General features: G+C 67.7%; 23 protein-coding genes. 16 read left to right on the top strand and 7 right to left on the bottom strand.

Features of this window, described 5'->3' with window-relative positions; genetic code table 11:
* Window positions 1–44: 44 nt before the first annotated feature.
* Entirely contained in the window at window positions 45–947 is a 903-nt protein-coding gene (locus ACWDUA_RS21530) for a bile acid:sodium symporter family protein (RefSeq protein ID WP_449753045.1), read from the bottom strand.
* 335 nt (window positions 948–1,282) lie between these two features.
* Between ACWDUA_RS21530 and ACWDUA_RS21525 the strand changes: the two genes are divergently transcribed.
* From ACWDUA_RS21525 to ACWDUA_RS21515, 3 genes are all read left to right on the top strand, one after another.
* Window positions 1,283–1,888 (top strand): TetR/AcrR family transcriptional regulator C-terminal domain-containing protein, encoded by a 606-nt coding sequence (locus ACWDUA_RS21525; RefSeq protein ID WP_449753044.1) that lies wholly within the window; start codon window positions 1,283–1,285, stop codon window positions 1,886–1,888.
* Window positions 1,889–2,084: 196 nt separating this feature from the next.
* Window positions 2,085–2,891 carry a hypothetical protein gene (locus tag ACWDUA_RS21520; protein ID WP_449753043.1) on the top strand — a complete coding sequence of 269 codons (807 nt, stop codon included), beginning with the start codon at window positions 2,085–2,087 and terminating at the stop codon, window positions 2,889–2,891.
* Between the two features lie 52 nt (window positions 2,892–2,943).
* Window positions 2,944–4,446: an alpha-amylase family glycosyl hydrolase gene (locus ACWDUA_RS21515; protein ID WP_449753042.1), complete on the top strand. Its 1,503-nt coding sequence runs from the start codon at window positions 2,944–2,946 to the stop codon at window positions 4,444–4,446.
* A gap of 388 nt (window positions 4,447–4,834) precedes the next feature.
* Here the strand turns inward: ACWDUA_RS21515 and ACWDUA_RS21510 are convergent, their stop codons facing one another.
* Window positions 4,835–5,755 carry a phosphatase PAP2 family protein gene (locus tag ACWDUA_RS21510; RefSeq protein ID WP_449753041.1) on the bottom strand — a complete coding sequence of 307 codons (921 nt, stop codon included), beginning with the start codon at window positions 5,753–5,755 and terminating at the stop codon, window positions 4,835–4,837.
* Between the two features lie 225 nt (window positions 5,756–5,980).
* Here ACWDUA_RS21510 and ACWDUA_RS21505 point away from each other — a divergent pair, with 225 nt between their 5' ends.
* From ACWDUA_RS21505 to ACWDUA_RS21450, 12 genes are all read left to right on the top strand, one after another.
* Window positions 5,981–6,364 (top strand): ethanolamine utilization protein, encoded by a 384-nt coding sequence (locus tag ACWDUA_RS21505; RefSeq protein ID WP_449753040.1) that lies wholly within the window; start codon window positions 5,981–5,983, stop codon window positions 6,362–6,364.
* Between the two features lie 5 nt (window positions 6,365–6,369).
* The gene (locus tag ACWDUA_RS21500) at window positions 6,370–6,978 is read left to right on the top strand and encodes a dimethylamine monooxygenase subunit DmmA family protein (RefSeq protein ID WP_449753039.1); all 609 of its coding nucleotides are present in this window, start codon (window positions 6,370–6,372) and stop codon (window positions 6,976–6,978) included.
* Window positions 6,975–7,967, top strand: a complete 993-nt coding sequence (locus ACWDUA_RS21495) for a PDR/VanB family oxidoreductase (protein ID WP_449753038.1) — start codon at window positions 6,975–6,977, stop codon at window positions 7,965–7,967. The genes ACWDUA_RS21500 and ACWDUA_RS21495 overlap by 4 nt, the downstream gene beginning before the upstream one ends.
* A 5-nt stretch (window positions 7,968–7,972) precedes the next feature.
* On the top strand, window positions 7,973–9,556 hold the full coding sequence (locus ACWDUA_RS21490; protein WP_449753063.1) for a heme-dependent oxidative N-demethylase subunit alpha family protein: 1,584 nt from the start codon (window positions 7,973–7,975) through the stop codon (window positions 9,554–9,556).
* Window positions 9,553–10,572, top strand: coding sequence for a PDR/VanB family oxidoreductase (locus ACWDUA_RS21485; protein WP_449753037.1), 1,020 nt, complete (start codon window positions 9,553–9,555; stop codon window positions 10,570–10,572). The genes ACWDUA_RS21490 and ACWDUA_RS21485 overlap by 4 nt, the downstream gene beginning before the upstream one ends.
* On the top strand, window positions 10,569–11,624 hold the full coding sequence (locus tag ACWDUA_RS21480) for a heme-dependent oxidative N-demethylase family protein (RefSeq protein WP_449753036.1): 1,056 nt from the start codon (window positions 10,569–10,571) through the stop codon (window positions 11,622–11,624). The genes ACWDUA_RS21485 and ACWDUA_RS21480 overlap by 4 nt, the downstream gene beginning before the upstream one ends.
* A 58-nt stretch (window positions 11,625–11,682) precedes the next feature.
* Window positions 11,683–13,020 (top strand): ammonium transporter, encoded by a 1,338-nt coding sequence (locus tag ACWDUA_RS21475; RefSeq protein WP_449753035.1) that lies wholly within the window; start codon window positions 11,683–11,685, stop codon window positions 13,018–13,020.
* A gap of 224 nt (window positions 13,021–13,244) precedes the next feature.
* Complete coding sequence (gene glnT, locus ACWDUA_RS21470; protein WP_449753034.1) at window positions 13,245–14,591, top strand: type III glutamate--ammonia ligase; 1,347 nt, start codon at window positions 13,245–13,247, stop codon at window positions 14,589–14,591.
* A 66-nt stretch (window positions 14,592–14,657) separates the two neighbouring features.
* Entirely contained in the window at window positions 14,658–15,554 is an 897-nt protein-coding gene (locus ACWDUA_RS21465; protein WP_449753033.1) for a glutamine amidotransferase, read from the top strand.
* Entirely contained in the window at window positions 15,542–16,264 is a 723-nt protein-coding gene (locus ACWDUA_RS21460; RefSeq protein WP_449753032.1) for a GltB/FmdC/FwdC-like GXGXG domain-containing protein, read from the top strand. The genes ACWDUA_RS21465 and ACWDUA_RS21460 overlap by 13 nt, the downstream gene beginning before the upstream one ends.
* A 54-nt stretch (window positions 16,265–16,318) precedes the next feature.
* On the top strand, window positions 16,319–17,671 hold the full coding sequence (locus ACWDUA_RS21455) for an FMN-binding glutamate synthase family protein (RefSeq protein WP_449753031.1): 1,353 nt from the start codon (window positions 16,319–16,321) through the stop codon (window positions 17,669–17,671).
* Window positions 17,672–17,849: 178 nt separating this feature from the next.
* The gene (locus tag ACWDUA_RS21450; protein WP_449753030.1) at window positions 17,850–18,536 is read left to right on the top strand and encodes a helix-turn-helix domain-containing protein; all 687 of its coding nucleotides are present in this window, start codon (window positions 17,850–17,852) and stop codon (window positions 18,534–18,536) included.
* Window positions 18,537–18,923: 387 nt separating this feature from the next.
* Here ACWDUA_RS21450 and ACWDUA_RS21445 read toward each other — a convergent pair whose 3' ends face one another.
* On the bottom strand, window positions 18,924–19,535 hold the full coding sequence (locus tag ACWDUA_RS21445; RefSeq protein ID WP_449753029.1) for a hypothetical protein: 612 nt from the start codon (window positions 19,533–19,535) through the stop codon (window positions 18,924–18,926).
* A 56-nt stretch (window positions 19,536–19,591) separates the two neighbouring features.
* Entirely contained in the window at window positions 19,592–20,542 is a 951-nt protein-coding gene (locus tag ACWDUA_RS21440; RefSeq protein WP_449753028.1) for an ERCC4 domain-containing protein, read from the bottom strand.
* Between the two features lie 121 nt (window positions 20,543–20,663).
* Between ACWDUA_RS21440 and ACWDUA_RS21435 the strand changes: the two genes are divergently transcribed.
* Window positions 20,664–21,854, top strand: a complete 1,191-nt coding sequence (locus ACWDUA_RS21435) for a lipase family protein (RefSeq protein WP_449753027.1) — start codon at window positions 20,664–20,666, stop codon at window positions 21,852–21,854.
* A 140-nt stretch (window positions 21,855–21,994) separates the two neighbouring features.
* Here ACWDUA_RS21435 and ACWDUA_RS21430 read toward each other — a convergent pair whose 3' ends face one another.
* From ACWDUA_RS21430 to ACWDUA_RS21420, 3 genes are all read right to left on the bottom strand, one after another.
* Window positions 21,995–22,879 (bottom strand): TY-Chap domain-containing protein, encoded by an 885-nt coding sequence (locus ACWDUA_RS21430; RefSeq protein ID WP_449753026.1) that lies wholly within the window; start codon window positions 22,877–22,879, stop codon window positions 21,995–21,997.
* Window positions 22,880–23,025: 146 nt separating this feature from the next.
* Window positions 23,026–24,939: a SulP family inorganic anion transporter gene (locus tag ACWDUA_RS21425; protein WP_449753025.1), complete on the bottom strand. Its 1,914-nt coding sequence runs from the start codon at window positions 24,937–24,939 to the stop codon at window positions 23,026–23,028.
* Between the two features lie 322 nt (window positions 24,940–25,261).
* Window positions 25,262–26,788, bottom strand: a complete 1,527-nt coding sequence (locus ACWDUA_RS21420) for a PucR family transcriptional regulator ligand-binding domain-containing protein (protein ID WP_449753024.1) — start codon at window positions 26,786–26,788, stop codon at window positions 25,262–25,264.
* Between the last annotated feature and the right edge of the window lie 141 nt (window positions 26,789–26,929).

The raw sequence follows: 26,929 nt of genomic DNA, 5'->3' as shown, positions 1-26,929 counted from the left end.
CATGTCTGACGCATCCGCTCAGCTGCTGTGTCTGTCGCATCCGCTCAGTGCGCATCGAGCTCCGTGACCACGCTGCGCTGCGCACGGCTCTGCCGCGCCAGTCGGACCAGCGCCACACCGAACAACGGGGCGGTGACGTACATGACGACGGAATACACAGCCGTGGGCAGGGCCAGCTGGACGTCGCCGAGAACACCGACGGCGACGAAGATCGCGAGCGTCGAGTTGTGGATTCCGACCTCGAAACTGATGGCTGTGGCATCGCGATGGTCGAGTCGCGCTCCCCGGCTCAGCGCATAACCGAGACCCAGCGCGGCGAGGTTGAAGATCAAGACGGGCACGCCCAGTGTGGCGAGGTTGTCGACGACGTCACTCCACTCCGAGGCGATGGAGGCCAGCACCACGATCACCAGCACGGCCGCGCTGAACACCTTGACGGGCTTTTCCATCCGCGCTTTGAGCGCGGGCCATCGCGCTCCGGTGATCATTCCGAGGATCACCGGTATCACGATCATCAGGATGACCTCGGTGAGTTTGCCGAACTGGAGTGGGACGACCTGTTCGTCGGTCGCGAACTGGTGAATGGCCAGGTTCACGATGAGCGGGATGCTTGCGACGGCGACGATGGTGTTGACAGCGGTCACGGTGATGTTCATCGCGACGTTCCCACCGAACAGGTGTGAAAACAGGTTCGCTGAGATCCCACCCGGTGAGGCGGCGAGGATCATCATTCCGACCGCGAAGACGGGGGAGATGTCGAAGCCCACGATGATCGCGGCGCACACCGCGGGCAGAACGATCAGTTGGATCACGATCGCTACGACCACCGGGACGGGATAGCGCACCACGCGCACGAAATCGCCGGTCGTGAGTGAGAGTCCCAGGCCGAACATGACGAGCGCCAGCGATGCCAGCAGTGCGTTCGCGAAGATCTCGATCGAGCTCATGCAGCCTCCAGGGTGCCTGAAGCGGTAACTTGTATCGGGACCAAATTAGTATCAGATACAAGTTTTAAGCGTCAAGGGTCACCTCGTTGCGTCGAACGCCTCGCGGAACGGGGGTTCTCGTTCCTCAGCCGGCGACGTCGGTCTCTCGGTTTCGGGCATAAGGCCGGTGGCATGATGGGAGACCGTCGACCAATCGATCAGCGTGGCCGACGCTGACGGTGGATGGATATGTCGCGGAGGTGCGTGTGGACCGGACTCGCGAAGCGGGTACTGCACGGTGGGCCACGGGGCCCGGCGCGGGAGACCTCGACAGATTGCCCGGCCTGGAACCGCAGGTGCAGCGCCGTGCTCGCAACGACGGGGAGCGGACCCGGGCGGCCCTGCTCAACGCCGCCATTCCACTCTTTCTCGAGCGTGACTTCGACAAGGTGTCGGTTGCCGAGGTCGCGGCTGCAGCGGAGGCATTTCCGAACCAGGTCACCTACCATTTCGGTGGCAAGGAAGCACTGTTCGTCGAGGCGGCTTGTCGTGCCGTGCTGCGAACCGCGATGGAGGCCGAGCGTCGCACTCGTGCGAGCAATACCCCGGACGAACACAGGCGAACCCTGATGGAGTACCTCCTCGGCTCGGGAGCCGGAGCCGTTGCACTCTTCGCCGACGCAATGCTGATGGCCCGGCGCAAGGAGCCGCTCCGTGAGATGGTGCGCGGCACAGTACATGAGCTACATGTCGCCGGTGAGGCGGCAATGGTCGATACCTTTCGACGCACCGGGTGGCCGGTTCGCGCGAGCCCCGAATCGATCACGCGTGGATTCTGGACCGTGGTGCTCGGATTGGCGCTGGAGAAGGCCGCACTCGGGCAGGCCTTCGACGACACGAGCACGGATGCTGCCCTCCGTATGCTCGCCAAGGTGAACGCACCGGACGAGACCGACGCCTGATTACAGTGCTGCCGACTCCCGCGGTGTCGGAGTTCGAGGCCGTACGGCGGGCATGAGATCGTCGATGGGGAGAAATCCCCAGGTCTGCGGGTGCATCGTTGAATGGACAAACCCCTTCCCGCACGGCGTCCGCGGGTCTACGTTTGCCTCGAATCCCCCAAAACCGATCCACAGCACACCCCGATCCGAGGCAGCCATGTCCTACCCCGACCCCCAGTACCGTCCGAACAACGCCGTGCCCGGCGGAACACCGCCGTGGCAGCCACCGGCCCAGGTCGACCCGGCCGCGCCGACACAGGTCCACGGCGCGGCGTCGGCCGGACCTGCGCAACCCGGGTATGCCCAACCGGGACCCGCACAGCCGGGATACGGTTCCGCCGGACAAGCACAGCCGGGATACCCGCAGCACGGATCCGCCCCGCAGGCCCCGCCACAGTTCGGGCACGGTGGGCCACCGCCGGTGCCGGACTTCGCGCAGCCGCAGCACGCCTACGGCCAACCCCAACCGGGACAGGCCGTCCCCGGTCAGCCCGGCTACGGGCAACCTGCCCCGTACGGCGCCACACCGGCCACACCGGCCCCGGCGTCGGGCCCGATCTCCGTAGCGGTCTCCGTCATCGCAGGTCTGATCGCATTCTCGGGCCTGGTCCTGATCGTCTCGGCATTCCTGCCCTGGGTCGCGGGCTTCGTCACCGTCAAGGGCCTCGGTGATTCCGACACCGGCGCCACCGACGGCGCCCTGACCCTCGTCATCGGTGCGGTGCTGCTGATCCTCGGCGGTGTCAGCGCGATCATCCGCAAACGGTCGGTGCTTCATCCGATCGCCGGGGTCGTCGCCGTTCTCGCCGGCGCGCTCACCGCATTGATCGCCCTCGTCGACATCAACGATGTCAGAGATCTGTCGTTCCTCGATGTCCACGTGGGGATCGGACTGTGGCTCACCCTGGTCTTCGGGATACTCGCCGCGATCGTCGGGATCGTCGCGATCGTCAAGCGGTCCTGATCCCGATCGACATGGTGAGCGCACGTCACCGACCTCTGGCAGGGTGGACGCCATGCGCGCCGAGCACGTGCCGATCGCACGCCACCCGGTCATCTACGAGATCAACACCTGGCCCTGGCTGTCCGGCCTGAGTTCCACGTTCGGACGCGAGGTGACGCTCGGATCGGTGCCGGAGGAGATCTGGGACGAGGTCACCGCATCATCCATCGGCTCCGGTCCGATCGACGCGGTGTGGCTGATGGGTGTGTGGCAACGTAGTCCCGCGGGTGTCCGCATCGGACTGGCCGACGACCCGCTGGTCGGCACCTTCCGGGCGGCGCTGCCCGATTTCACCGCCGACGACGTGGTCGGCTCGCCGTATTCGATCCGTGACTACGTCGTCGACCCCCACCTCGGCGGGCCCGAGGGGCTGGCTGCGGCCCGCCGCGCGCTCGCTGCGCGGGGTGTCGGTCTGATCCTCGACTTCGTCCCCAATCACGTTGCCACCGACCATCCGTGGGCCACGGCGTCTCCGCAGCGATTCGTCGCCGGTACCGACGCCGATCTCACCGCACATCCCACGGAGTTCGTGCAAGTGGGCGGCACGGTGATCGCCAACGGCCGGGATCCCTACTTCGCACCGTGGCGGGACGTTCTGCAGCTCAACGCCTTCGATCCGGGTCTTCGATCGGCGGCTCGCGACACGGTGCGTTCGATCGCCGAACAGTGCGACGGTGTGCGCTGCGACATGGCGATGCTGATGTGCAACCGGATCTTCGGGGAAACCTGGTCCGGCCGGGTCGGTCCGGCCCCGGAGGTCGACTACTGGGACGCGCTGATCCCCGCCATCCGGGCCGATCATCCCGACTTCCTGTTCATCGCCGAAGCCTATTGGGGCACCGAGGGTCTGCTCCGATCGCAGGGCTTCGACCATTGCTATGACAAGGGATTCACCGATGCTCTCGAGCACCATCCGCACAGCGTCGGCACGCTGATCGCCGAGGCGCCCGATCGCGACGGTGCGGTGCACTTCATCGAGAACCACGACGAGTCACGCGCGCAGAAGGTCTTCGGTGATCGCCATCGGACGGCGGCGATCACCGCGTTGACCCAGCCGGGCGCCCGGCTGGTCTACGAGGGTCAGTTCGACGGCCGCACCGTGCGGTTGCCCGTGCAGTTGCGCCGCGAGCCCGAGCAGCCGGTGGTGGAAGGACTCCCCGACTTCTACCGGCGCTTGTTGGCCGTCCTCGGCGACGAGGCCCTGCATACGGGCGGGTTCAGTGCGTTGGAGATCCACGGCTGGCCCGACCATCCCGCGGGTCCGGGGCTGGCGGCATGGTCGTGGTCGGGTCCCGGGCGGCGGTGGCTGTTCGTCGTGAACCTCGACGACGCCGGCGGCGCGGGCCTGGTGCATACGGTGTGGGACGATCTGGCCGGCCGCCCGGCAACATTGTCCGATCCGATCGCCGACGTCACCTACGAGCGTCCCGACGACCGGGACCCCACGATCTTCGTGATGCTCCCGCCATGGGGTGCCCACGTCTTCGAGGTCGACGGCACCGACCCCATCAGGTGATCGAGCCGGGATTCCCTGTGCTGATTGAGCCGGGACCGAGCATCGCGAGGACTCGTGTCGAAATCTGTGGAGGTTGCCTCGGGTGGTGTCCACTTCGGTGGTGGTCATGTTGGCGATGTCGGCTGTCTGAGGTTTCGACTCGCCTTGTCGCTGCGCTCCTCGTCGGCTCAACCACCGTTGTTGATCGGGAACGGCGCCTTGTCGCTGCGCTCCTCGTCGGCTCAACCACCGTTGTTGATCGGGAACGGCGACGTGTCGCTGCGCTCCTCGTCGGCTCAACCGTCGACTGCCGCTGTTTCTTTCGGTGATTGAGCCGGGACCGAGCATCGCGAGGACCCGTGTCGAAATCTGTGGAGGTTGCCTCGGGTGGCGACCACCGCAGAGGTGGTCACCTGCCGCGCCCGGAGGTCCGCCCGACGCTCCGACGCGCCCCGTACGCACACGGCCGGTAGACGAGTAGTGCGAGTCCCACCACCACGGCGATCCCGCCCGCGGTCAGCACCTGCCGTGTGTCGGCGTAGGACTGTCCGACGAGCAGAGGAGTCGCGATCACCGAGGCGAGCACGGCGAGTACCGAGAACACGCCGGTCCCGCGTGGTGCCGCCGAGGCCGCATGCGGATCCGGGAGCAACGCTCCGAGGCCGATCACGATCAGCACCGACATCACCACATCACTCGGCCGATGCCAGCCGTCGGCGATCAGCCCGAACGCGATCACCGACGCCCACGTGCCGCCGAGCGCGATGACGATTGGCCGCAACCACTTGGGTGCGGCAGCGATGAGCACGACGACACACGACATGACGGCCGCGGTGTGTCCACTGGGTGCGGAGTTCGACGTCTCGACGATCCAGTCGTGCAGCTGGGGCCGGGGTAGGACCACGTCCCGCAGGAACCGCACCACCAGGATCACGAGGGGCGGGAACGCGAGGAGCACGGCCGTCCGGCCCAGTGTCGGTCCCAGCCGCGACTGCCCGGTGATGCCGGGGACCAGGCTGCCGGCGATCGCCAGGGCGGCCGCGACGAGCCACACCGTGGGATCGGTCACAGCGTCGACGGTCAGCAGGTGGGGCACATGCGCCACCGCCGATGACCGGCGCACGGCGTCGAGGACGTACTGGTCGACGAGTTGTCCGAACGACGTCCAGATTGCGACGGCGTAGACGCAGCCGGCGAGCAACAGCGCGATGACCGCCAGGGCGATCGATCCGCCGATTCCCGAGGTGCCTCGACCGGCCCCGCCACCAGCGGTACGGCCACGAAACGGATCGACACCACCGTTCCGCGGCGCCGTTGCCAGGACACTCATGGAGTCGAGGTTAGGGGACGAGCCTGGGAGAACCCTGGGTCCAACCCGTGGATGACCGGCCACTTGTCATGTTGCGGGTGATTAAACACACCCGACATCCACTGGAAACATCCCCTGCGTCTAATAACAGGCAACAAGTTTCCTGCGGTGATCCACACCGATCACCGACCACAGACCGAGATCGACACGACCGACGAGATCGGCACAACAAAGGAGAACACACTCATGACCGTTGAGACCGGCAGCGCCGTCGAGTTCCGCGTCACCCCCGACGCCTGGAAGGACCTGCCCAAGATGCCGGAGGCGGAGTACCCCGGCACCGAGGGCTTCATCGGCGACGTCTACGAGAACCCGGGCGGCAGCGTGATGTGCTCGGGCTACTTCGAGCTACGCCACACCGACGCCCCGCTGTACTACGAGTACGAGTACGACGAGATGAAGGTCGTCCTCGAGGGCGAGTTCCTGTTGGAGAACAAGGAGACCGGCCAGAAGACGGTCGCGAAGAAGCACGACGCGATCTTCTTCCCGAAGGGATCCAAGATCTACTTCACCACTCCCGACTACGCACTGGCCTTCTACGCCGGCCATCGCGACGCGACCCTGCTCTGAGTCCCGTGTCGACCGCCGAACTGTCCGCCGACATCTCGGCGGGTACCCGCACGCAGCTCCCGTTCACCAGCATTCCCGAATGGGCTCGTCCGACAACCGATTCCGACGAGATGGACGCGATCCCGGTGCCGCAGTTCACCGGATCGTCATACCTTCTCGTCGGGATCGGTCCGGCGGCGTACTCGGTGACGTCGGCGTGGGCACCGGCCCTCGCCGACGTCCCGGGGCGGCTGATCCAGGCCGATGACACCGATATGGCGATCGAGTCCCTCGGCGCCGCGCTGGCCGAGGCCACCGTGGGGGTCCGGGTCCTGGTGACCGGGCCGATCGGGGCGTGCCTGTCGGCCCGTGCCACCGCCGTCGCGGCGGGGGTGGAGGACGACGAGATCCAAGTCTTCCCAGTCGGTTCCGGACCGATCGACGTGTTTTGTTCACACTGCCGCACCATCACCACCGCCGACGCCGGGCTGGACGCGATCGTCGACTGTGACGGGTGCGGCCGCGGACTGCTCGTCTACTACCACGTGTCCCGGCGTTCGGGCAGCTTCCTCGGCTTCATGGCCGACGCCGAGACCGCACCTGTCGACAACCCCTCCCAGGAGTCACCGGCATGACCCTTGTGACCGACGCCGGCGCCACCCCCCACACCGCGCCCGCATCCGACGGCACCTTGCAGCTCGTCGTCACCTCGATCGCCCGGCCCGGCGCCGACATCGCGACCTTCACGCTCGCCGACCCCGACGGCCGACCGCTGCCCGCATTCCCGCCGGGCAGCCACCTGGTGGTGCACGCGGGCGCCAAGACCAACGCCTACAGCCTCACCTGCGACGGCACACACCCCGACCACTACTCGATCTCGGTGCTGCGCGTCGATGACGGTGACGGTGGTTCGCGCTGGCTGCATGATCAGGTGACTGCCGGCGACACACTCTCGGTTCGCCTGCCGCGCAGTGCTTTCGCTCCACTGGCCCGAGCCCGCAAACACCTCCTGATCGCGGCCGGGATCGGAGTCACACCGGTCGTCTCCCACCTGCGCGCAGCCCGCCGCTGGGGCCGGCAGACACAGGTGCTCTACACCTACCGCCCCGACAACGCCGCACACGTCGACGACGTCGTCGAACTCACCGACGGCGACGCCGAACTGTTCACCGGCCGTGCACAATTCCTGCCAAGACTCGATACCGTACTGCGTGAGCAGCCGATCGGAACGCACCTCTACGTGTGCGGCCCGGGCGCGCTGATCGATCACGTGGTGGACGCCGCCACCGCGGCGGGCTGGCCCGCATCACGAATTCACTTCGAACGCTTCGGAATCGATGCTCTCGACGCCGGCGATCCGTTCACCGTGCGACTGACCGCCACCGACCGTATCCTCGACGTACCGTCGGGCACGAGCATGCTGGAGGCCATGGAGGCCGCCGGCGTCAGCGTTCCCAATCTGTGCCGACGGGGAGTCTGCGGCGAATGCCGCATCCCGGTGTCGGCGGGCACGCCCGTCCATCGAGATCTGTACCTGACCGACGACGAGAAGACCGCCTGCGACGCCGTCATGCCCTGCGTGTCGCGGGCCGCCGACGGAGCCACCCTGGAGGTACCGCTGTGACCCTCATCGACACCCCCGCCCTCGCGCCCGCCGCAGACCTGATCGGCGGCTTCCCCTTCCCGTTCCCCGAGGATCGGTACCGCTACAGCACCAATGTGGAACCGGCGGGCGAGCCGCACGCCACCCCGGCCGGCACCTGGGGTGACGCGATCGTCGACATCGACGCCGAGTACCACCACGAAATAGAGGCGCGCGCACGGGTTCTCGCCGCCGATCCCAGTCGGCATGCCGTGCTGCCGCATATGATCCCGGCCACCTGGGACGCCATGCTCACCCTCATGCGAGAGCTGTCGACGTCCCACCCGGACACCATGCACCTGGAGTCCCTGGGACCCGACACCTGGCGTTGGCGCAACGACCTGCTCGGCATCACCCAGGAATTCCGCTACGGCGACGCCACCACCCTGCCGGTAGAACCGTTGCGCTACATCACCGGTCAGGTACAAGAAGACATCGCGCTGCTCGACCAGCGGTCGGATCAGCTGTTCGTCGACGCCGGGGTGGTGACCTTCGCCGCGGACTGGAGCTTCGGCTTCGACGTCGGTATGAGCTTCCTGGAGATCCACGGCCCGGTCCCGCGGGTGCGTCAGATGGGCGTGATCACCCGCGCCCACGAGTTCCTCAAGCGCCTGCAACCCCACGAACCGTACCGGCGCACCAACTGGACGCTCACCATCGACCGCCGACTCGATGTGTCCACCGAGATCTATCCCGAGTGGGGGCCCGACCGCGAGACCATCCAGACCGTCGACGACGCCGAGTTCGGGCGGCGCGTCCACCTGCGGGTGGAGGTGCAGCACCTCATCCGCCTCGCCGACTCCGGCGCCCTGATGTTCCTGATCCGCACCTACATGCTCCCCCTGGACCAGCTCGCGACAGTGGAACCGTGGCGGGCCCGCGCCGCCGAGGTGTTCGCCGAACTGCCCGACGACATGGCCGACTACAAGGGCATCATCAAGTACCGCGACCGTGCCGCCGCCTGGCTGCGCGCCGCAGCTCCCGACCCGGCCCCGCCCTCACCCGGTCTGCCCGACTGGCCCACCTCGCCGCCGGAGGTCGACGTCACCGGTGCCTCCTTTCTGATCCTCGCGATCGGCACCGACGACGACGCCGTGGTCGCCGGGAACATCGCCCGCAGCTGGGTGAACACGGCCTCCAACGCGGGCCCGACCCGACTGATGGTTCTCGATTCGCTCACCGAACCAGATGATCTCGCCGCACTGCGACAGTCGCTGGCCGAATCGCGCACGGGCACCAGGATTCTCGTCACCGGCGGACAGTACGACGTGATGACCGCTCTCGCGACCGCCCGTGCGGCCGGTGCCATCGCCCCAGAACTCGCCGCCTTCGTCACCCACACCCGGGATCTTCCGCTGTACTGCGCGCACTGTGCGGGTACGAACCGCGTGGTGGGTACCCCGGGTGACGTGGTCGTCTGCCCGGGTTGCGATGTCGCCGTGGAGATCCACGCGCACCACTCGGCGGCGTTGGGCAGCTTCCTCGCCAGCGCGGCAGAACCCGGCACTGCAGAACGCGGTGCCGCGGCACCCGTAGCTGCCACACCCGGAACAGTGGGGGAGGACGCATGACCGTCACCGATTCCGCCACCGCCGAATCCGCCCCGACCCATCTGCATCCGGGCTACTCGACCGAACCGCGTCCGATGCGGGTGGTGGAGGTGCGCGAGCTCACCGGGAGTATCTCGCACTTCCGGTTCGTCCCGGTGGACGCACCCGGCACCATGCTGACCCCGTTCCAGCCGGGCAGTCATCTGATCGTGTCGGCTGGGGAGCACCGAAACGCGTACTCGCTCGTCGACGACGGACTGTTTCCCACCTCGTACGGTATCTCGGTACTGCGGCGGGGTGAGGGCGGTGGATCGGACTGGTTGCACGACAACGTGACCGAGGGCGACGTCCTCGAGATCGAGGGCCCGCGTTCGATGTTCGCGCCGATCACCAACCAGCACCATGCGCTGCTGGTGGCCGGCGGGATCGGGATCACCCCGATCCTCTCGCACGCCCGCGCCATCGTGCGCGATGGCGGCACCGCCGACATCCTCTACTCCTATCGGCCCGGGCACGCCGCGCACCTCGACGAGTTACGTGCTCTGTCGGCCCACGACGGCATCACGCTGTTCGAGGCGACCACGGTGGACGAGACCATGGCAGTCCTGCGCGCACGATTTGCACTGCAGCCCTTGGGGACCCATGCCTACGCGTGTGGCCCCGGGCCGCTGCTCGACACCTACACGGAGCTGGCCGCCGCGGCCGGCTGGCCGGGTGCCCGCGTGCATTCCGAGCGCTTCACCGCTCCCGAACAGGATCCGGGTGAACCCTTCTCCGTACGGATCGCGGCCACCGGAGAGACCATCGACGTCCCGGCCGGGATCTCGCTGCTGCAGCGGCTGCTCGACAACGGGATCGCCGTCCCGAATCTGTGTCGGCAGGGTGTGTGCGGGGAATGCCGTATCCCGGTGTCCTCCGGTGCGGTGCTGCACCGGGACTTCGTCCTGTCCGACGAGGAGAAGGCCGCCGGAGACTCCATGCTGTGCTGCGTGTCCCGGGCACAGGACGACACCACCGAACTCGAGGTGAACCCATGACGCTCGCCCGACCAGAAGCCCCGAACCTCGCGGAGACGCAGCGACTCTCCGTGGCCGCCCAGGCCTACCTGGGTCAACCGGTCGACCATCTGTCCACCATCCCGTGGCCGTTCCCGGACGAGCTCGAGGAGTTCTCCTACTCGGTCAACGTCGAACCCGCCCGCATCCCGCGCCGCACCCGGGGTGGCGAATGGGGCCGGTATCTTGTCGACCTCGGCGGGGCCGAGTACATCGACTACATGCGTGAGCGCCGACGGATTCTCGACACCGACCCCACCCGGGTGCGGATGCGGCCGGGCATGGACGTCGCCTGCTGGGATCTGTTGCTGTACTACCTCCGCGATCTCGCACTCTCGTACCCGGACGTGATGCATCTCACGGAAGGCGTTGACCGGCAGTTTCATTGGGTCAACGAGTTGCTCGGAACCGACCAGGAGTTCGTTCTCGGCGAGCTCGACACCCTGCCGTCGCACCCGATCGAGTTCCTCGCGCGAGAGGTCCCCGACGACCTGTTGCTGGTGATCGAGCGGGACGGCCGACTCTACTTCGACGCCGGTGTCGTGACCTTCGCCGCGGCCTGGTCGGTGGGTTTCGACGTGGGCATGGACATGTACGAAATCCATGCTCCGGTACCGGGTTTGACGCGCGCAGGGATCGTAGACCGAGCCGAGCAGTTCCTTCGCCGGCTTCCCGCCGACCAGGTCTACCGGCGGGTCAACTGGACGCTGTCGGCGTCGGATTCACACCTGCTCGACGTGAGCCTCGAGCAGCTGCCGGCGTGGCGTGATCACGTGCCTGGGATGGTCGCCGACGCCGACTTCGGTCGTGCCCGGCTGCGTATCGAATTGGAGCATTTTGTCCGGTTGCCGACCTCCGGTGCCGTGACGTTCAATATTCGCACGTTCATGGCCTCCCTCGAGGAGGTGCGACGGATCCCCGAGTGGGCCGGTCAACTGGCGACCGTCATCGAGACGCTCGACCCGGATATTGCCGCCTACAAGGGATTTCTGGACTATCGCGACGACGTTGTCGCCTATCTCCGCGGGCAATGACGCCCGTCTCCTGACCGATCCACGAGATCCCCGATCAGAAAGACCCGAGGACACCCCTATGGAACCGGTACTCGCCGCCAACGCCGATCTGGCGTGGATGCTCGCGGCCTTCGTCTTCGTCCTGCTCATGTTCCCCGGCCTCGCCTTCTACTACGGCGGCATGGTGGGCGCGCGCAACGTCCTGAACATCATGACGATGGTCATGTCGACGCTGGGCATCACCGCAGTGCTCTACGTGCTCTTCGGTTATGGCCTGGTGCACGGTGAGACCGCCGGTGGCCTGGGCATCATCGGCAACCCGTCCGGCTACTTCGGACTCACCGACTTCATGGCCGACGACGAGTCCGGCAGCATGCAGACTCTCTACTTCGCCGCATGGTTCATCCTGTTCGCCGCCATCACCATCGCGATCGTGGCGTCGGGTGCGGCGGGCCGGATGAAGTTCAGCGCCTGGCTGGTGTTCGCCCCGCTGTGGCTGATCCTGGTGTACTTCCCGGTGGCGCACTGGGTGTTCGCCGCGGACGGCTTCTTGCTGAACACCGTTCAGATCCACGACTACGCCGGTGGTACGGCGGTGCACATGAACTCCGGTGTCGCCGCGCTCGCGCTCGCGGTGGTGCTCGGTGCCCGTCGTCGTCGTGGTGAGCGCCCGCACAACGTCCCGATGGCCATCCTGGGTGGCGGCATCCTGTGGTTCGGCTGGTTCGGCTTCAACGGCAGCTGCGCCCTGGGTGCGAGCTTCCTGACACAGGTCGTCGTCCTGAACACCCTGCTCGCGGGCTGTGCGGGCATGATCGGCTACTGCATCGTGGAGCGCTGGCGTGAAGGCCATGTCACCTCGCTGGGCATGATCACCGGTGCGGTCGCCGGCCTGGTCGGCATCACTCCGTCGGCCAACACCATGAACCCGCTCGGTGCGCTGATGGTGGGCCTGCTGGCCTCGGCGGTGGTCGCCTTCCTGATGAGCTTCAAGTCGCGGATCGCGGTCGACGACAGCCTCGACGCCTTCGCCGTCCACGGCGTGGGCGGCATCGTCGGCACCCTGTGCATCGTGCTGTTCGCCGCCGAGTCGGCCCCCGCCGGCGTCAAGGGCATCCTGTTCGGTGGCCCGATCGACATCCTGTGGCGTGAGCTCGCCGGTATCGTGATCACCTGCGGGTACTCCTTCATCGTCACCTGGCTGATCGCCAAGGCCCTGGACAAGACCATCGGCCTGCGCGTCGACACCGAGACCGAGATCGAGGGCCTCGACCCCACCCTGCACGCGGAGTCGGCCTACGAGATCCCGTCCGCGGGTGTCGGCCACGGCGGGCTGTCCGGTATGTCGCCGGCCAGGGCCGTCGGGACGGTGGAGGACGCTCTGCCGAGCTCCTCGCCGACCGCTGCGACCACCTGATCGCTGTCACCACCCCGAAGTGGGGGCTCGCCGGATTCCGGTGGGCCCCCATTTTGTGTTGTGTGGCCGAGTCTTTCGATTCCGTCCGGCTGGATACCTCGTGCTGACAGTTCGGAAACACAACCGCAACACTCGGGGGGTCTACTGGTTCCAGGTTCACTACAAGTGGACAAAGGATCATCCGAGTAGACATACTGATCTCGACACCACCCCCGGAGAACGCCATGACTGACACCTCGCACGATCTCGCCGAGCTGTGCGCCAAGAGCGGCACCAAGTTCATCCTCGCCATGTTCGTCGACCTGCGTGGCAAGCCCTGCGCCAAGCTCGTCCCGGTCGAGGCCGTCGACGAACTCGCCACCGACGGTGTGGGTTTCGCGGGATACGCGGTGGGTGCCATCGGGCAGGAGCCCAAGGATCCCGACCTGATGGCGATCCCGGATCCGTCGTCGTTCCTGCCGGTCCCCTTCATCAAGGAGGGTCTGGCGATCGTCCACTGCGATCCCCACGTCGAGGGCAAGCCCTGGCCGTTCGCCCCGCGCAACATCCTCAAGGCGCTCATCGCCCAGGCCGACGGCGCCGGTTTCGAGCCGTGGGTCGGCGCCGAGGTCGAGTACTTCCTGCTCAAGCGGGACGCCGACGGGTCGCTGATCACCGCCGACGCCAACGACGACTCCGACCGTCCGTGCTACGACGTGCGCGGCCTGACCCGGATGTACGACCACCTGACCTCGGTGTCGACGGCGATGAACCAGCTCGGCTGGTCCAACTACGCCAACGACCACGAAGACGGCAACGGCCAGTTCGAGCAGAACTTCGCCTACTCCGACGCCCTCACCACCGCCGACCGCGTCGTCACCCTGCGCTACCTGCTGTCCACCTTCGCCGCCGAGCGCGGCATGATCGCCACGTTCATGCCCAAGCCGTTCGCCGAGCGCACCGGCTCCGGCCTGCACCTGCACCTGTCGCTGACCTCCAACGGACACCCGGTCTTCCCCACCGAGTTCGACGACGCCCGCGGCCTCGGCCTGTCCGACGTGGCCTACGGCTTCGTGGCCGGTGTCCTGGAGCACGCTCCCGCACTGCAGTCGGTGATGGCCCCGACGGTCAACTCCTACAAGCGAACCGGTGCCACCGCCACCCGCTCGGGCGCGTCGTGGGCCCCGCGCGTGCCCACCTACGGCGGCAACGATCGCACCCACTACGTGCGCATCCCCGACGACCAGCGCGTCGAGCTGCGTGGCGGCGACGGATCGGCCAACCCGTACCTCGCCATCGCCGCGGCACTCGGCGCCGGCCTCGACGGCATCAAGCGCAGCCTCGACCCGGGCACCCTGGGTTCGTGCCCCGCGCACATCTCGGCGCTGCCCCTGACCCTGCTGCACGCGGTCGACGCACTCGACGCCGACCCGGTGATCGCCGCGACCCTCGACGCGGCCCTGCCCGCCGACTGGGACGCCGAGAAGGAGACGGTCTCGACGTACTTCGCCAGGCTCAAGCGCGAGGAGTTCTTCTCCTGGCATTCCGCGGTGTCCTCCTGGGAGGTCGACCAGTACCTGACCGCCTTCTGATCACCTCTTGACCGCGGGCCTCCGGGCCCCTGAGAACCAACAACTTTCACGAGAAAGGGCCACACCATGTGCGGAATCGTCGGGTTGCACCTGCGCAACCCCGATCTGTATCCCCGGCTCGGGGAACTGCTCTCCGGGATGCTCGGTGAGATGCAGGACCGCGGAGCCGATTCGGCGGGCATCGCCGTGTACGGCAACCCCACCTGGGCGCCGGCGGGCCATACCTGCGTCAGTCTGCTCGAGATCGATGTCGACCCCGCCGAGGCGGCCGCCGCGCTCGGTGCCGCGCTCGGTGCGCAGGTTGCCGCGCACTACGTCGACAACACCCTGGTGGTGTCGGCCGACGTCGCCACCGACGACCTGCTGGCCGCCGCACGTGCCACCTACCCGACGGCGCTGGTCGCCGGCTTCGGCAACGATCTCACCGTCCTGAAAGGCGTTGGCGCGCCTCGTGATCTGGCCGCGTCGTGGGATCTGGCGTCGGCCTCGGGCTGGCAGGGTGTGGGTCACACCCGGATGGCCACCGAGTCCGCCGTCACCCCGGCCGGCGCACATCCGTACGCGGTGGGCCCCGAGCAGTGCCTGGTGCACAACGGGTCGTTCTCCAACCACGCCACCATTCGCCGCGAATTGCGGGCGCAGGGAGTCGAATTCGATTCCGAGAACGACACCGAGGTGGGCGCCCGCTTCGTCGCCCACCAGCTCGCGCAGGGCCGCGACGTCGAGACCGCACTGAAGGAGGTGTGTGCCACCTTCGACGGCTTCTACACCCTCGTCGTCTCCAACCGCGACTCCTTCGCGGTGGTGCGCGACGCCATCGCCTGCAAGCCGGCCGTGATCGCCGAGACCTCCGATTGGGTCGCGATGGCCAGTGAATACCGTGCCCTGGCACATCTGCCGGGCGTCGAGAATGCCCGAATCTGGGAACCGGAACCCGAGGTGGTCTACGCATGGACACGCTGAACAACACCGACACGCTGAACAACACCGACACGCTGAACACGACCTTCGATCTCGCCACCACACCCCTGCGCGAAGTGAATTCGGCTCTGCACGGTGACATCTCGGGTGAGGTCGAGATCATCAACCCGGCCGGGGGGCACAGTGTGGCCGCCGGCGTCAACGCGCCGGTCAAGATCACCATCGAGGGTCACGTGGGCTACTACGCCGCCGGGATGAACCAGCAGGCAGAGGTCACCATCAACGGCAACGCCGGCACCGGCGTCGCGGAGAACATGATGAGCGGCACCGTGGTGGTCAAGGGCAATGCGTCGCAGTCCGCGGGCGCCACCGCCCACGGCGGTCTGCTCGTCATCGAGGGTGATGCGGCGGCACGCTGCGGTATCTCGATGAAGGGTGTGGACATCGTCGTCGGCGGCAACGTCGGTCACAACAGTGCGTTCATGGCGCAGGCCGGGCGGATGGTGATCCGCGGTGACGCCGGCCAGGGCCTGGGTGACTCGATCTACGAGACCCGCCTCTATGTCCGTGGTGAGGTCGCCTCACTCGGCGCCGACTGCGTCGCGAAGCCGATGAAGGCCGAGCATCTCGAGGAGCTGGCCGGTCTGCTCAAGGCCGCCGGCTTCAAGGACGACGACCCCGCCTCCTACACCCGCTACGGCTCGGCCCGCACGCTGTACCACTTCCACAGCGACAACTCCTCGGCGTACTGACCGCCGAGAACTGCTGCGCCGCAACCACACATCACCCCGATTCCGGAGAGAACCATGACCGACAACCGCTCCCTCGAGCAGCGCGGACTGCGTGAGTCCGCGACCTTCGACCGCACCACCATCGCGGCCATCCAGCGGGCCGCCGAGACCGGCATCTACGACATCCGGGGTTGGGGTGCCAAGCGTAGGCTCCCGCATTTCGACGACCTGCTGTTCCTCGGTGCCTCGATGTCGCGGTACCCGCTCGAGGGCTACCGCGAGCGCTGCGACACCGACGTCACCCTGGGTGGTCGACATGCCAAGTACCCGTTGCATCTCGAGACCCCGGTCACCATTGCGGGGATGAGCTTCGGTGCACTCTCGGCCGGTGCCAAGGAGGCACTGGGCCGCGGCGCGTCCGAGGTGGGCACCTCCACCACCACCGGTGACGGCGGCATGACGCCGGAGGAGCGCGGCCAGTCCAAGCACCTCGTCTACCAGTACCTGCCGTCCCGCTACGGCATGAACCCCGACGACCTGCGCAAGGCCGACGCCATCGAGGTGGTCCTGGGCCAGGGTGCCAAGCCCGGTGGTGGCGGAATGCTGTTGGGTCAGAAGATCTCCGAGCGGGTCGCGGGCATGCGCACCCTGCCGGAGGGCATCGACCAGCGGTCGGCCTGCCGCCACCCCGACTGGACCGGTCCGGACGACCTCGCGATCAAGATCAACGAGCTGCGCGAGATCACCGACTGGGAGAAGCCGATCTACGTCAAGGTCGGCGCCTCGCGCACCTACTACGACGTGAAGCTGGCCGTGCACTCCGGCGCCGACGTCGTGGTGGTGGACGGTATGCAGGGTGGCACCGCGGCTACCCAGGAGGTCTTCATCGAGCACGTCGGCATCCCGACGCTGGCCGCCATCCCGCAGGCCGTGCAGGCGCTCGAGGAACTCGGCGTGCACCGCAAGGGAGGCAGTGATGGCGTGCAGCTGATCGTGTCCGGCGGTATCCGCAACGGTGCCGACGTCGCCAAGGCCATGGCCCTCGGTGCCGACGCCGTCGCGATCGGTACCGCGGCCCTGATCGCCCTGGGCGACAACGATCCGCGCTACGCGTCCGAGTACGAGAAGATCGGTTCGGCCGCAGGCTACTACGACGATTTCCAGGACGGCCGTGACCCGGCGGGCATCTCCACCCAGGATCCCGAGCTGTCGGCACGGTTCGACCCCATCGAGGGTGGGCGTCGTCTGGCCAACTTCCTGCGGGTCACCACCATGGAGGCCCAGACCATCGCCCGCGCCTGCGGCAAGGCCCACCTACAGCACCTCGAGCCGGAGGACCTCGTCGCCATCTCGATGGAGGCGGCCGCCATGGCCCGCGTACCGCTCGCCGGCACCGGGTGGATTCCGGGCACCGGAACCGGCTTCTGAGTCAACCGATCGATCTGCGAATCCGCCACTCCGGCACACGGTGTGGCGGATTCGCGATACCCCGGGAGGGGGTGGGTACACCATGTGCGCGTTGCACGGTGGGCAGCGGGTGGCCGGTGCGGTCGGAGCACTGCCCCGGTTCCCGACAGTGGACGATGTTTCCCGTTATGCTGGCTCGATGGAGGACACGCCGGGCGCGCACGCGACCACTGGAAACGTGAACGACGATGCCCTGATCCGCAATCAGTCGGGTATCGCCCGAGATCGTCCGTCCGATCAGTCCGTCGAGGAGCTCGAACTCGAGACCGCGATCGCCACCAACGTCCGCAGACTCCGACTCCAGGAGGGGCTCACGGTGGGCGACATGGCCGCTCGCGTCGGCATCTCCAAGGCGATGCTGTCGAAGATCGAGAACGCCCAGACCTCGTGCAGTCTGAGCACTCTCGCCCGTCTGGCGACCGCCTTCGACGTCTCGGTGACCTCACTGTTCCGGGGTGCCGACGTCGAACGGTCGGCGGTGTACGTCAAGTCGGGGGAGGGCTCGCGGATCGTGCGTGCCGGCTCCAAGGAGGGTCACGACTACGAGCTGCTGGGTTCGCTGCGAGGCGAGCACAAACGGCTCGAGTGTCTGCTGGTCACCCTCACCGAGGACTCGGTGACGCAACCACTGTTCCAGCATCCCGGCACCGAGTTCATCTACATGCTGTCCGGCGTGATGGAGTACGCGCACAGCCGCACCGTGTATCGGCTCGCCCCCGGCGATGCCATGCAGCTCGACGGTGAGGGACCGCACGGGCCGGTGGCGCTGTTGGAGATGCCGTGCCGGTTCCTCTCGGTGATCGCATTCCCGGATTCGGCCGTCTGACAAGCGCGTTGCGGTGGCCAGAAACCTGCCAGGTGGATGCCAACCGCGGGCCAGGATGGGGCGGCATCGTCGATCTCGTCAGTGAGAGACGCCCCCGGTGGGGGACCAACCCCCGCAGCGGATCTCGACTCGATGATGAGAGGACACCGTCACATGGCCCAGCCCCGGAACAACAACCCTCAGCAGCAGGGCCCCACTCGCCGCAAGCGCCGTGTTCGTCAATTCGACCCGCGCAGCCGTCGCTGGATCTGGACCTGGAACTGATTCTCCCGCAACGACTTCAGTCAGCGGATCTCCACGAGACGCCGATCGCCCCGCCGGTGCACGCCGGGCGGGTGATCGGCGTTCCCGGCCCCGGGCGGGGAAACGCGCCGGAGTCGACGATGATCAGGCTGCCAGCAGCGGCAACAGCACGAGGAGCATGGCGAACAGGAAGATGATCGCGGTGATCCCGATCATCGCGCCGAGTCCCTTGTACGGCTGCGGTCCCGGACCGAGTGATCCACCGCTGAAGGCCCACAGGGGAGCGCGGTACTGGAGTTCGACGGGCTGATTCGGCTGGACCAGGATCGGCAGATCCGCCTTCCCGATCTTCGGCGGAAGAAAGTACGGCACGAACACGTGCAGGTGGTGCTGTCCCGGGGTGAGCGGGATCTCGTTGCGGCCCCACACCGCCGCCGGCAACTCGTGGCCGTCGACGACGATCTTGGGCTTGATGAAGAACAGGATCCACATCAGCGGGAAGAACTGGGTCGTGATCGCCACACCTTGCCCCTGTGCCCCGGGCAGTGCCTGTCCGTACGCGGGTTGCGCGTACGGATGTCGGCCGTGCTGGGCCTGGCCGGGTTGCGGTTGCGCGTACTGGGGTTGACCGTGGTGGGGCGGTACCTGCTGGGGATGGCCGTGGCCCGGCTGACCATAGGGCTGACCGTATTGGGGTTGTTGTCCGAATTGTGGTGCGGCGTAGGGATTCTGGCCCTGCGGATACGGCGAATTCATGGTGTCCCCCGGAGGTCGATGACGACTGATCGCCTCAATCTAGCCGGTGAGCGGCGTCACCGTCGTTCGGCCGACAGATACGCGGTGAGCACATCGGCAGGGATTCGACCACGGTCGGACATCGTGTACCCGGCTTCTCGGGCCCACGCCCGGACCACGGCCGGAACGGGTGGGTCGCGGGGGCTCAGGGCCCGTGGGGCGGCATCGGAGGCAGTGGTCAGCAGGTACTCGTCGAGACACGCCCCGAACCAGCGATACAGCCATTCCTGAGCGAGCGGTCGGGTCTCGCAGAAGACGATCGGTACCGCGGGGAATCGGGCCTGTGCCTCGGCGGCGGCGTCGGCCACCGCCGACGCCGACACGTGCTCGAGCTTGAACAGGGCCGAATACCCGGAGTCCACCACGAGGGCCGCGCGCGGTTGCCGGGCGAGGTCGGCGAGCAGATAGGTGAGCTTGCCCGACAACAGGCTGCTCGAGAGGTCTTCGATGCTCTTGCGCTCGGCCGCCGCGATCAGGATCTCGCCGTGGAAGACCGCGTAGTCACCCACCGGCAGGGCGCGTTTGCTCACCGTCGCCTGCTGGGCGGAGAACGTGTAGGCGTAGCGCTCCCTGGTGTCGACGACGATCTCGACCACATGCCCGTGTGCCCGGGCCCGGGGGGTGACCACATTCGGCCGGGCCTGCTTGGCGGTGCGCCGCGACTGCCAGAACACCACCTCCCGGCCTCGTGCCCGCGTCAGGACGAACTGCGAGCGGTTCTCTCGCGAGCGGTCCAGAACCAGGTCGATGGCCGCGCCGCGTCGGCTGATCGACCGCACGGGGACCCGCTCGATGATCTCCGCCTCGGCCGGCCACTGCTCCACCCGATGGCAGTAGACCTTGGCCGTACGTGGCCAGGTGTCACGGGTCTTGAGCACGATGCCGTCCACCCCGAGCGGCAACCGGATGACGTAGGGCAGCGACGAGTCCGCCTCGGCGTTACGCGCGATCAGGAGTTCGTCCGGCATCGCCTCTCAGGATGCCGCATCGGAGGGCCTGCGGCCACCCCGTGGCGCCTGCCCGAAACAATCGTTTAGGCTAACCTAATTCCCGAATGTTGTTCGGTTGATCGAAGGGAGTGCGATCGTCGTGCGTGCACTGATGAGAACCGTGGTGATCACGGTCGTGGTAGGGGTCGTCGCCGTGGTGGCGGGGATCTTCCTCGGCTCGGCCCCGGCCGCTGCCGCGCCGCGGCCGACCTCGCAGCAGGGGGCCGGCAGCGTCGTCGAGTCCACGGACATCACGAACCAACCGAACTCCCGGATGGCCGGCGCCGGTCGCGTCATCGCGGTCACCTACCTGTCCGAGGACTCCCACGGCGAACTCGTTCCGGTCCGTGCGACGGTCTCGATCCCCGAGCGCAATCCGCGCGGCGGTGCGTACCGAATCCACGCCTGGGGCCACGGCACCTCGGGCCTCGGCGACCAGTGCACCGTCACCGACCGCATGGGCACCAAGATCGACGGCAAGGGCCGGTGGGACGACTGGTTCGGTCCATGGCTGAACGACGGATACGTGCTGGTGGCCACCGAGTACGCCGGTCTCGGCGGACCGGGTGTGCACGCGTACGCCGATGGCGAGATGCAGGGCAAGAACATGATCGACTCGGTCCGCGCCGCCCGCACCGTGATCGAGCAGTACACCGGGGAGACCGCGGGCACCGAGTACCTGACCTCCGGTGGATCACAGGGCGGCCAGACCGCCGTGTGGGCCGGGCATCTGGCCCCCACCTATGCTCCCGAGCTGACCAACGTCGGCATCGCCGCACAGTCGGTGCCGGTGGACACCTCGCGTCTGCTGGCCGCGGTCGCCCCGGGCATGCCGCCGGTCGAGGTGCCCGACTACGTCACCTATGTCTCGTACGTCCTGGCCGGCACCAAGGTCGCCCGCCCCGACATCGACGTCGACTCCTACCTCACCCCGCTGGGCAAGAAGGTCGTCGACGACGCGCAGACCCTCTGTTACCCGAATCAAGGTCGTGCCACCAAGGGGCTGACCGTCGGGCAGCTGGTCGCCAAGCCGCTCTCCGAGGGGCCGCTTCTCGACGCGGTGCAGGACTTGGTGAAGGTCCCCGACACCGGATACCGCGCGCCGATGCTGATCCAGCAGGGGTTGTTCGACCTGGTCGCACCCGCGCCGCTGACCAGCGCATGGGTCGATGGTGTCCGTGCCGGTGGTGGTCGCGTCGACTACCGCGAGTACCAGGCGACGCACGGTCTCGGGGCCTACGCCGAGGAGGCGGCGCGGACCTGGGCGAACGGTCTGGCGTGGTCGCACTGACCTGAATCCGATCCACCCGAACCCGACGATGCCGGTGATTCCCGCGGGGGAGTCACCGGCATCGTCGTGTGAGAGGGTCAGGTGGTGTGGGGGCCCGGAGTCACCGGGCAGACCGCATCGGCACTCTGGTGCCTGCCCGGTCAGGGCTTGCGGCGAGGGACGGGTTTCGGCGAGCGCGGCGGCAGCGTGTCGGTCAGCTCCGCGAGGATCTCCGGACGGACCTCGGCGACGAACTGCAACCACTGCGCGACGCCGACGGCCATGTTATGCCGGGAGAAGGCGGTCATCTCGACGGTCAGAACCGCCACCACGCACGTACCGTGGACCAGCAGTTTGATCCCGGTGTACTCCACCGACCGGGTGGCGACGAACTCGAAGGCCGTCTCGATGTCGCGGACCTCGGGGACGATGGTGCCGAAGAACTCCAGGGTCGGACGGTCGGGCATCACCCGCAACCACGAGCGGACCTCGCCGGTCGGCAACGGGATGTCGCCGTCGTCGTCCACCACCAGCGGTTCCCCGGCCATCGCCTCGAGTGACTCGACCACCAGCGTCCGTAACTCCCGATGGTCATGGGGCAGCCTCGTCCATTCGAGGACGGGCTCGCGCGGGCCGGGATCGGGGCCGTCGAGGAACACCGGATGCACCACACCCCAGATCTCCCGGAACGTCGCCACGGCGCGGGATGCCAGTTCTTCGGCGCGGCGGCGTCCCACCTCACTGATGTGGTCGCCGTCGCGCAGCTTCCGCCAGCCGAGCAGGCGCAATCCGCGTGCCAGGGTCGCCTGCGCCCCAGGGGTGGCGGCGAGGTCGTCGGATCTGATGGTGGCGCGGACGCGATGGGCACCGGTGACGGTGAAATGGATACGGACATGTCGCCCCTCGGGGATCTCCGAGGTGTGCCCGACCACGTAGTGATCGCCGATCGCCAGGACGGTCAGCAGACCGCCGAGGTGATGTCGGTAGTCGCCCCAGGCATCGGCCATGGCTGTGTCGATGTCGAAGTCGAAGTCGAAGTCGCCCATGGTCACTCCCTCCCCGGGTGTGGCATTCTTCTGTCGGCGACACTACGTCCGTGTCCGTCCAGAAGCGATGGAGCTCGCGCTAAACCCCCCGTTCGTAGGACGGCTGTATCGCCGACGCGGTCGCCGGTCCGGGGTGACCGTCCCGTTCAGCCGTCGTCGCGTCGTCCACGCTCGCGTTTCTTGTCCACGACGCCCTCGCGGTGGCCGACCGGACCGTCGTTTCCCCCGACCGTGCCCTCGGTGTCGTTGACCGTGCCCTCGGTGTCGTCGACTGGGCGCTCGGTGTCGTCGACTGGGCGCTCGGCGTCGCCGACCTCGGCCGACCCGTCGATGTCCACTCCGGTGATGTCGGTGCGTAGATGTCCCGTGATCTCGTCGATCCGAGCTCCCGTCGTCGGTGCGAAGTGGAAGTTGTCGAAGCGAGGCCTCCCGTCGACGGTCAGTCGGTACCGGGCCAGTTGGTCGCGGACCGGGTCCTTCATCTCGGCGAACAACAGTTCGATTCCGTGCGAGCGCAGCCAGTCGTCGAGTTCCACCAGCTCGTCGACGGCGGTCGCATCGATCTCGGTGATCGGCTCGGCGGCCACCACCACGGTCTCCACCGCTCGTCCGTCGGAGATCGCGGTGCGCACCTTCGAGCGGACGAAGTCGTCGAACATGCCGCCGTTGGCGAAGAACAGTGGTGCATCGAACCGCACGATCACCACCCCGGGTATGCGTTCGGCAGCCGGGTAGCGACTCAGGTCGTGGTAGCCCCGTATACCCGGCACCAGCCCGAGCTCGGTCCGGTAGGGGCGCCACGCGAGGTTGACGAAGGCCACCAGCGACAGTGCGATCGCGACGACGATGCCCTGCAGCACACCGATCAGCGCCACCCCGAGGAATGCCGCGACGCTCAGTGCCCCCTCCACCGGGTTGATCCGGAACAGGGCGACGACGCCTCGCACATCCACCAACGCCATCGCCGCCGAGATGACCACCGCGGCCAGCGCCGACGACGGCAGATACGCCGTCACCCCCGGCGCCACCAGGATGAACACGACGATGAGGACCGCCCCGACCAGCGGTGCGAGCTGAGTCCGCGCCCCGGCCTGCTCGGCGACAGGTGTGCGCGACGACGACGCCGAGATCGGGAAGCCGCCCAACACCCCGCCGGCGACGTTGGCCACACCCACGGCGCCCATCTCCTGGCTGCCGTCGACGGAGGTCCCGGACCGCGCGGCGAAGGTCCGGGACAGCACGCTGGTGTCGGTGAAGGCGATCAGCGCGATACCGACCGCGGGCCCGATCAGTGACACCGCGTCGTGCCAGGTCACGCCGCTGAGCTGTGGAGAAGGCAGGCCGCGGGGCATCGCGCCGACCACCGGCAGCCGGTCGGCCCAGCCGAACGCCGCGACCACCACGATCGACCCCACCACCGCAACCAGCACTCCCGGGATCGCCCGGTACCAGCGCTTGAACCCGAAGATCACCGCCAGGCATGCCAGGCCGATCGTCGTCGGCAACCAGTCCACTTCCCCGTGGGCGATGCCGCGGACGATCTCCGCGGCCTCCTCGATCACCGACTCCCCACTGGTGCTGAAGCCCAGCAGCTTCGGCAGCTGGCCGAGCAACACCACCAATGCGATGCCGTTGAGATAGCCGATCCGGATCGGTTTGGACAGCAGGTCGGTCACGAATCCGAGCCGCAGCAGCGCGCCGAGGAGCAGTACCGCGCCCACCTCGATCGCGAGGATCCCGGCGAGTGCGACGCGCTCACCCGACACCGCGGCGAGGGGGATGATCGCGGCGGCGATGATCGGTGCCAGCGAGGAGTCGGGACCGAGCACCAGGATGCGCGACGGCCCGACGATGGCATAGGCGATCAACGGCACCACCGTCGCGTACAGGCCGTTGACCGGTGGCAGCCCGGCGACCTCCGCATAGCCCATGCCCGCCGGGATGAGCAGCGCGGTCAGTACCACCCCGGCCACCAGATCTCCGCGCAACCATGTGCGGTCATAGCGGCGGACGACGTCGAGTCCGGGCAGCAATCGGGCGAGACCGGCCGGTGTGCTCATGAGGCGATTATTCGCCTTCCCGCCCCGCCTCGACTTCGGATGCGCCGATTGCGGGTCGAGCCGAATGCTGGTTGAGCGGATGGGGAGCGGAGCGACGGGGCGTGTCGAAACCTCGGTTGGTCGGGGCTGGTGGGTGAGTACTGCGAGGGTGGTTGCGGGCGTTTTGGGGCTTGCTGGGTCTCGACTCGGGTCCTCGCCCTGTGGGGCTCGGTCCCGGCTCGACCATCGGGTGGTTGTTGCTGGTTGAGCCGATGAGGAGCGGAGCGACGAGGCGTGTCGAAACCTCGGTCGGCCGAAGTCGTCGACGTAACCACCGCCGACGTCAGGGAGCGATGCCGCGTCGCACCAGTTCCAGTTCGGCGGCGACGATCAGTGCGCCGCGGGCGCCGGTGGCTTCGTCGGGCAGCCCACCGAGGATGACGCCGATCCGGTCGAGTCGTTGGTACATGGTCTGACGGTGGATGTTCAGGGTCTGCGCGGCGGCCACCCGGGAACCACAGCGGTGCAGCATGACCAGGGTCAGGAGGAGCTCGTCGGCGCGGTCGGAGTCCAACAGCGGACCGAGCACCTCTGTGCAGAATTCGCCGACGGCGGCGGCGTCGAGATCGTCGAGCAGGTGCGCCACCACCACATCGCGGGCCCGGACGACGTACACGCGCGCCGACGCCGACGCCGCTGCTGTGCGGGCCGTCGCCATCGACGGGGCCAGCGAGAGGATGTCCGGGGCCGGTTCGGTGACCCCGATCCGTAGGTCCCCGGGCAGGGCCGACGAGGTGAGGAGGTCGACCACGTCGGCGCCGGTCGGGGTCGAACCGCGGATCGGTATCCGCACGATCGAGCGGTGGGCGCCGTCCCGGATCTCCGACAGCACATTGTTCCCGTTGCGGCGCAACGCCTCTGACAGTTCCACCGTGTGCAGTGTGCCACTCACGGAGATGGCCACCACGCCGGCGAACAGGCCGGGACCGTCGAGACCCAGCCCGGCGGTGGCGACCTGGGCGGCGAGAACGTCCTCGGGGCGTCGGCGATTGTCTCGGTCCGCGCCGACGGCGAGCAGCCGGAAGATCTCGCGCACATGCTGATCCGACCGTGTGAGCGGTTGTCCGCGGAGCAGTGCCAGGGCGAGCGGTTCCGGGGCGCGTCGGCAGGCGGCCTCGATGAGGTGGAGATCGACGCCCGGGCGGGGGGTGAGCTCCAGGGTGGCGACGGTCACGCCGGCCGAGTCGATCGGCGCCACACGTGCGTAGCCGCGGGGACGGGCGTCGGCGACGGCGGTCTCGGCGATCACCGCCCCGGCCATCGAGCGCACCGTCACCGAGCATCCGGTCAACTCCGACAGCGCCTCCACCATCGATGCGATATCGCCTTGGGCGGCAAGGATTCCGGCGAGTGCATGGGTGACCTGGTCGTTGGCCTGGAGTTCGCGCACCTGGGCCGCGACCAGTCGGCTGTTGATCGCATGGGTGACGTCGACGAAGCGCACCACCTCACCGAGCTCGATGAGTGGGAAGCCGCGGGCGGCGGCCTGGTGGACGAGCGGCTGTGGAACACCGCCGAGGCGCGGTCCTTCGACGGCCAGGCCGGCGGCCCCCACGTCGGCGAGCGAATCGAGATAGGCGCGCATCGCGGCCTCGTCGGCGTCACCGAGGAGTACCCCGGCCACCAACACCAACTCACCGCCGGAGAGCAGGTCGGCCACGTCGAGCACCTCGCTGGTGTGCACCCAGCGCAGCGGGGTGCCCAGTGCGTTCCACCCGGCGAGAACGGTCGGCCGGGCGGCGGCGAGCGCGGGATCGTCGAGCGCGTCACGCAGGGTCAGACCACCGGTGGTGTCGGAAAGATCGCTCATCTGGTCTCGCAGGCCGGTGTGGGTTGAGCACGGTCGGACGTGATGAGCACATCGTCGACACTCATCGATCAGTCACAGACATTATGTACATAGTCCCCGGGAGTTCGCGCCGTGATGATTGATGGGAGCGCAAAGGCGCGC

This window comes from Gordonia sp. NPDC003376 (assembly GCF_053589235.1).
The sequence above is the reverse complement of the archived record's forward strand: the minus strand, read 5'-3'. Positions and strand labels throughout refer to the sequence as shown.

What these genes read in the sequence shown, in the direction of transcription:
- ACWDUA_RS21530 (WP_449753045.1), bottom strand. Translation starts at nt 947, where the DNA reads ATGAGCTCGATCGAGATCTTCGCGAACGCACTGCTGGCATCGCTGGCG.
- ACWDUA_RS21520 (WP_449753043.1), top strand. Translation starts at nt 2,085, where the DNA reads ATGTCCTACCCCGACCCCCAGTACCGTCCGAACAACGCCGTGCCCGGC.
- ACWDUA_RS21515 (WP_449753042.1), top strand. Translation starts at nt 2,944, where the DNA reads ATGCGCGCCGAGCACGTGCCGATCGCACGCCACCCGGTCATCTACGAG.
- ACWDUA_RS21510 (WP_449753041.1), bottom strand. Translation starts at nt 5,755, where the DNA reads ATGAGTGTCCTGGCAACGGCGCCGCGGAACGGTGGTGTCGATCCGTTT.
- ACWDUA_RS21505 (WP_449753040.1), top strand. Translation starts at nt 5,981, where the DNA reads ATGACCGTTGAGACCGGCAGCGCCGTCGAGTTCCGCGTCACCCCCGAC.
- ACWDUA_RS21495 (WP_449753038.1), top strand. Translation starts at nt 6,975, where the DNA reads ATGACCCTTGTGACCGACGCCGGCGCCACCCCCCACACCGCGCCCGCA.
- ACWDUA_RS21485 (WP_449753037.1), top strand. Translation starts at nt 9,553, where the DNA reads ATGACCGTCACCGATTCCGCCACCGCCGAATCCGCCCCGACCCATCTG.
- ACWDUA_RS21480 (WP_449753036.1), top strand. Translation starts at nt 10,569, where the DNA reads ATGACGCTCGCCCGACCAGAAGCCCCGAACCTCGCGGAGACGCAGCGA.
- ACWDUA_RS21475 (WP_449753035.1), top strand. Translation starts at nt 11,683, where the DNA reads ATGGAACCGGTACTCGCCGCCAACGCCGATCTGGCGTGGATGCTCGCG.
- glnT (WP_449753034.1), top strand. Translation starts at nt 13,245, where the DNA reads ATGACTGACACCTCGCACGATCTCGCCGAGCTGTGCGCCAAGAGCGGC.
- ACWDUA_RS21465 (WP_449753033.1), top strand. Translation starts at nt 14,658, where the DNA reads ATGTGCGGAATCGTCGGGTTGCACCTGCGCAACCCCGATCTGTATCCC.
- ACWDUA_RS21460 (WP_449753032.1), top strand. Translation starts at nt 15,542, where the DNA reads ATGGACACGCTGAACAACACCGACACGCTGAACAACACCGACACGCTG.
- ACWDUA_RS21455 (WP_449753031.1), top strand. Translation starts at nt 16,319, where the DNA reads ATGACCGACAACCGCTCCCTCGAGCAGCGCGGACTGCGTGAGTCCGCG.
- ACWDUA_RS21450 (WP_449753030.1), top strand. Translation starts at nt 17,850, where the DNA reads ATGGAGGACACGCCGGGCGCGCACGCGACCACTGGAAACGTGAACGAC.
- ACWDUA_RS21445 (WP_449753029.1), bottom strand. Translation starts at nt 19,535, where the DNA reads ATGAATTCGCCGTATCCGCAGGGCCAGAATCCCTACGCCGCACCACAA.
- ACWDUA_RS21440 (WP_449753028.1), bottom strand. Translation starts at nt 20,542, where the DNA reads ATGCCGGACGAACTCCTGATCGCGCGTAACGCCGAGGCGGACTCGTCG.
- ACWDUA_RS21430 (WP_449753026.1), bottom strand. Translation starts at nt 22,879, where the DNA reads ATGGGCGACTTCGACTTCGACTTCGACATCGACACAGCCATGGCCGAT.
- ACWDUA_RS21425 (WP_449753025.1), bottom strand. Translation starts at nt 24,939, where the DNA reads ATGAGCACACCGGCCGGTCTCGCCCGATTGCTGCCCGGACTCGACGTC.
- ACWDUA_RS21420 (WP_449753024.1), bottom strand. Translation starts at nt 26,788, where the DNA reads ATGAGCGATCTTTCCGACACCACCGGTGGTCTGACCCTGCGTGACGCG.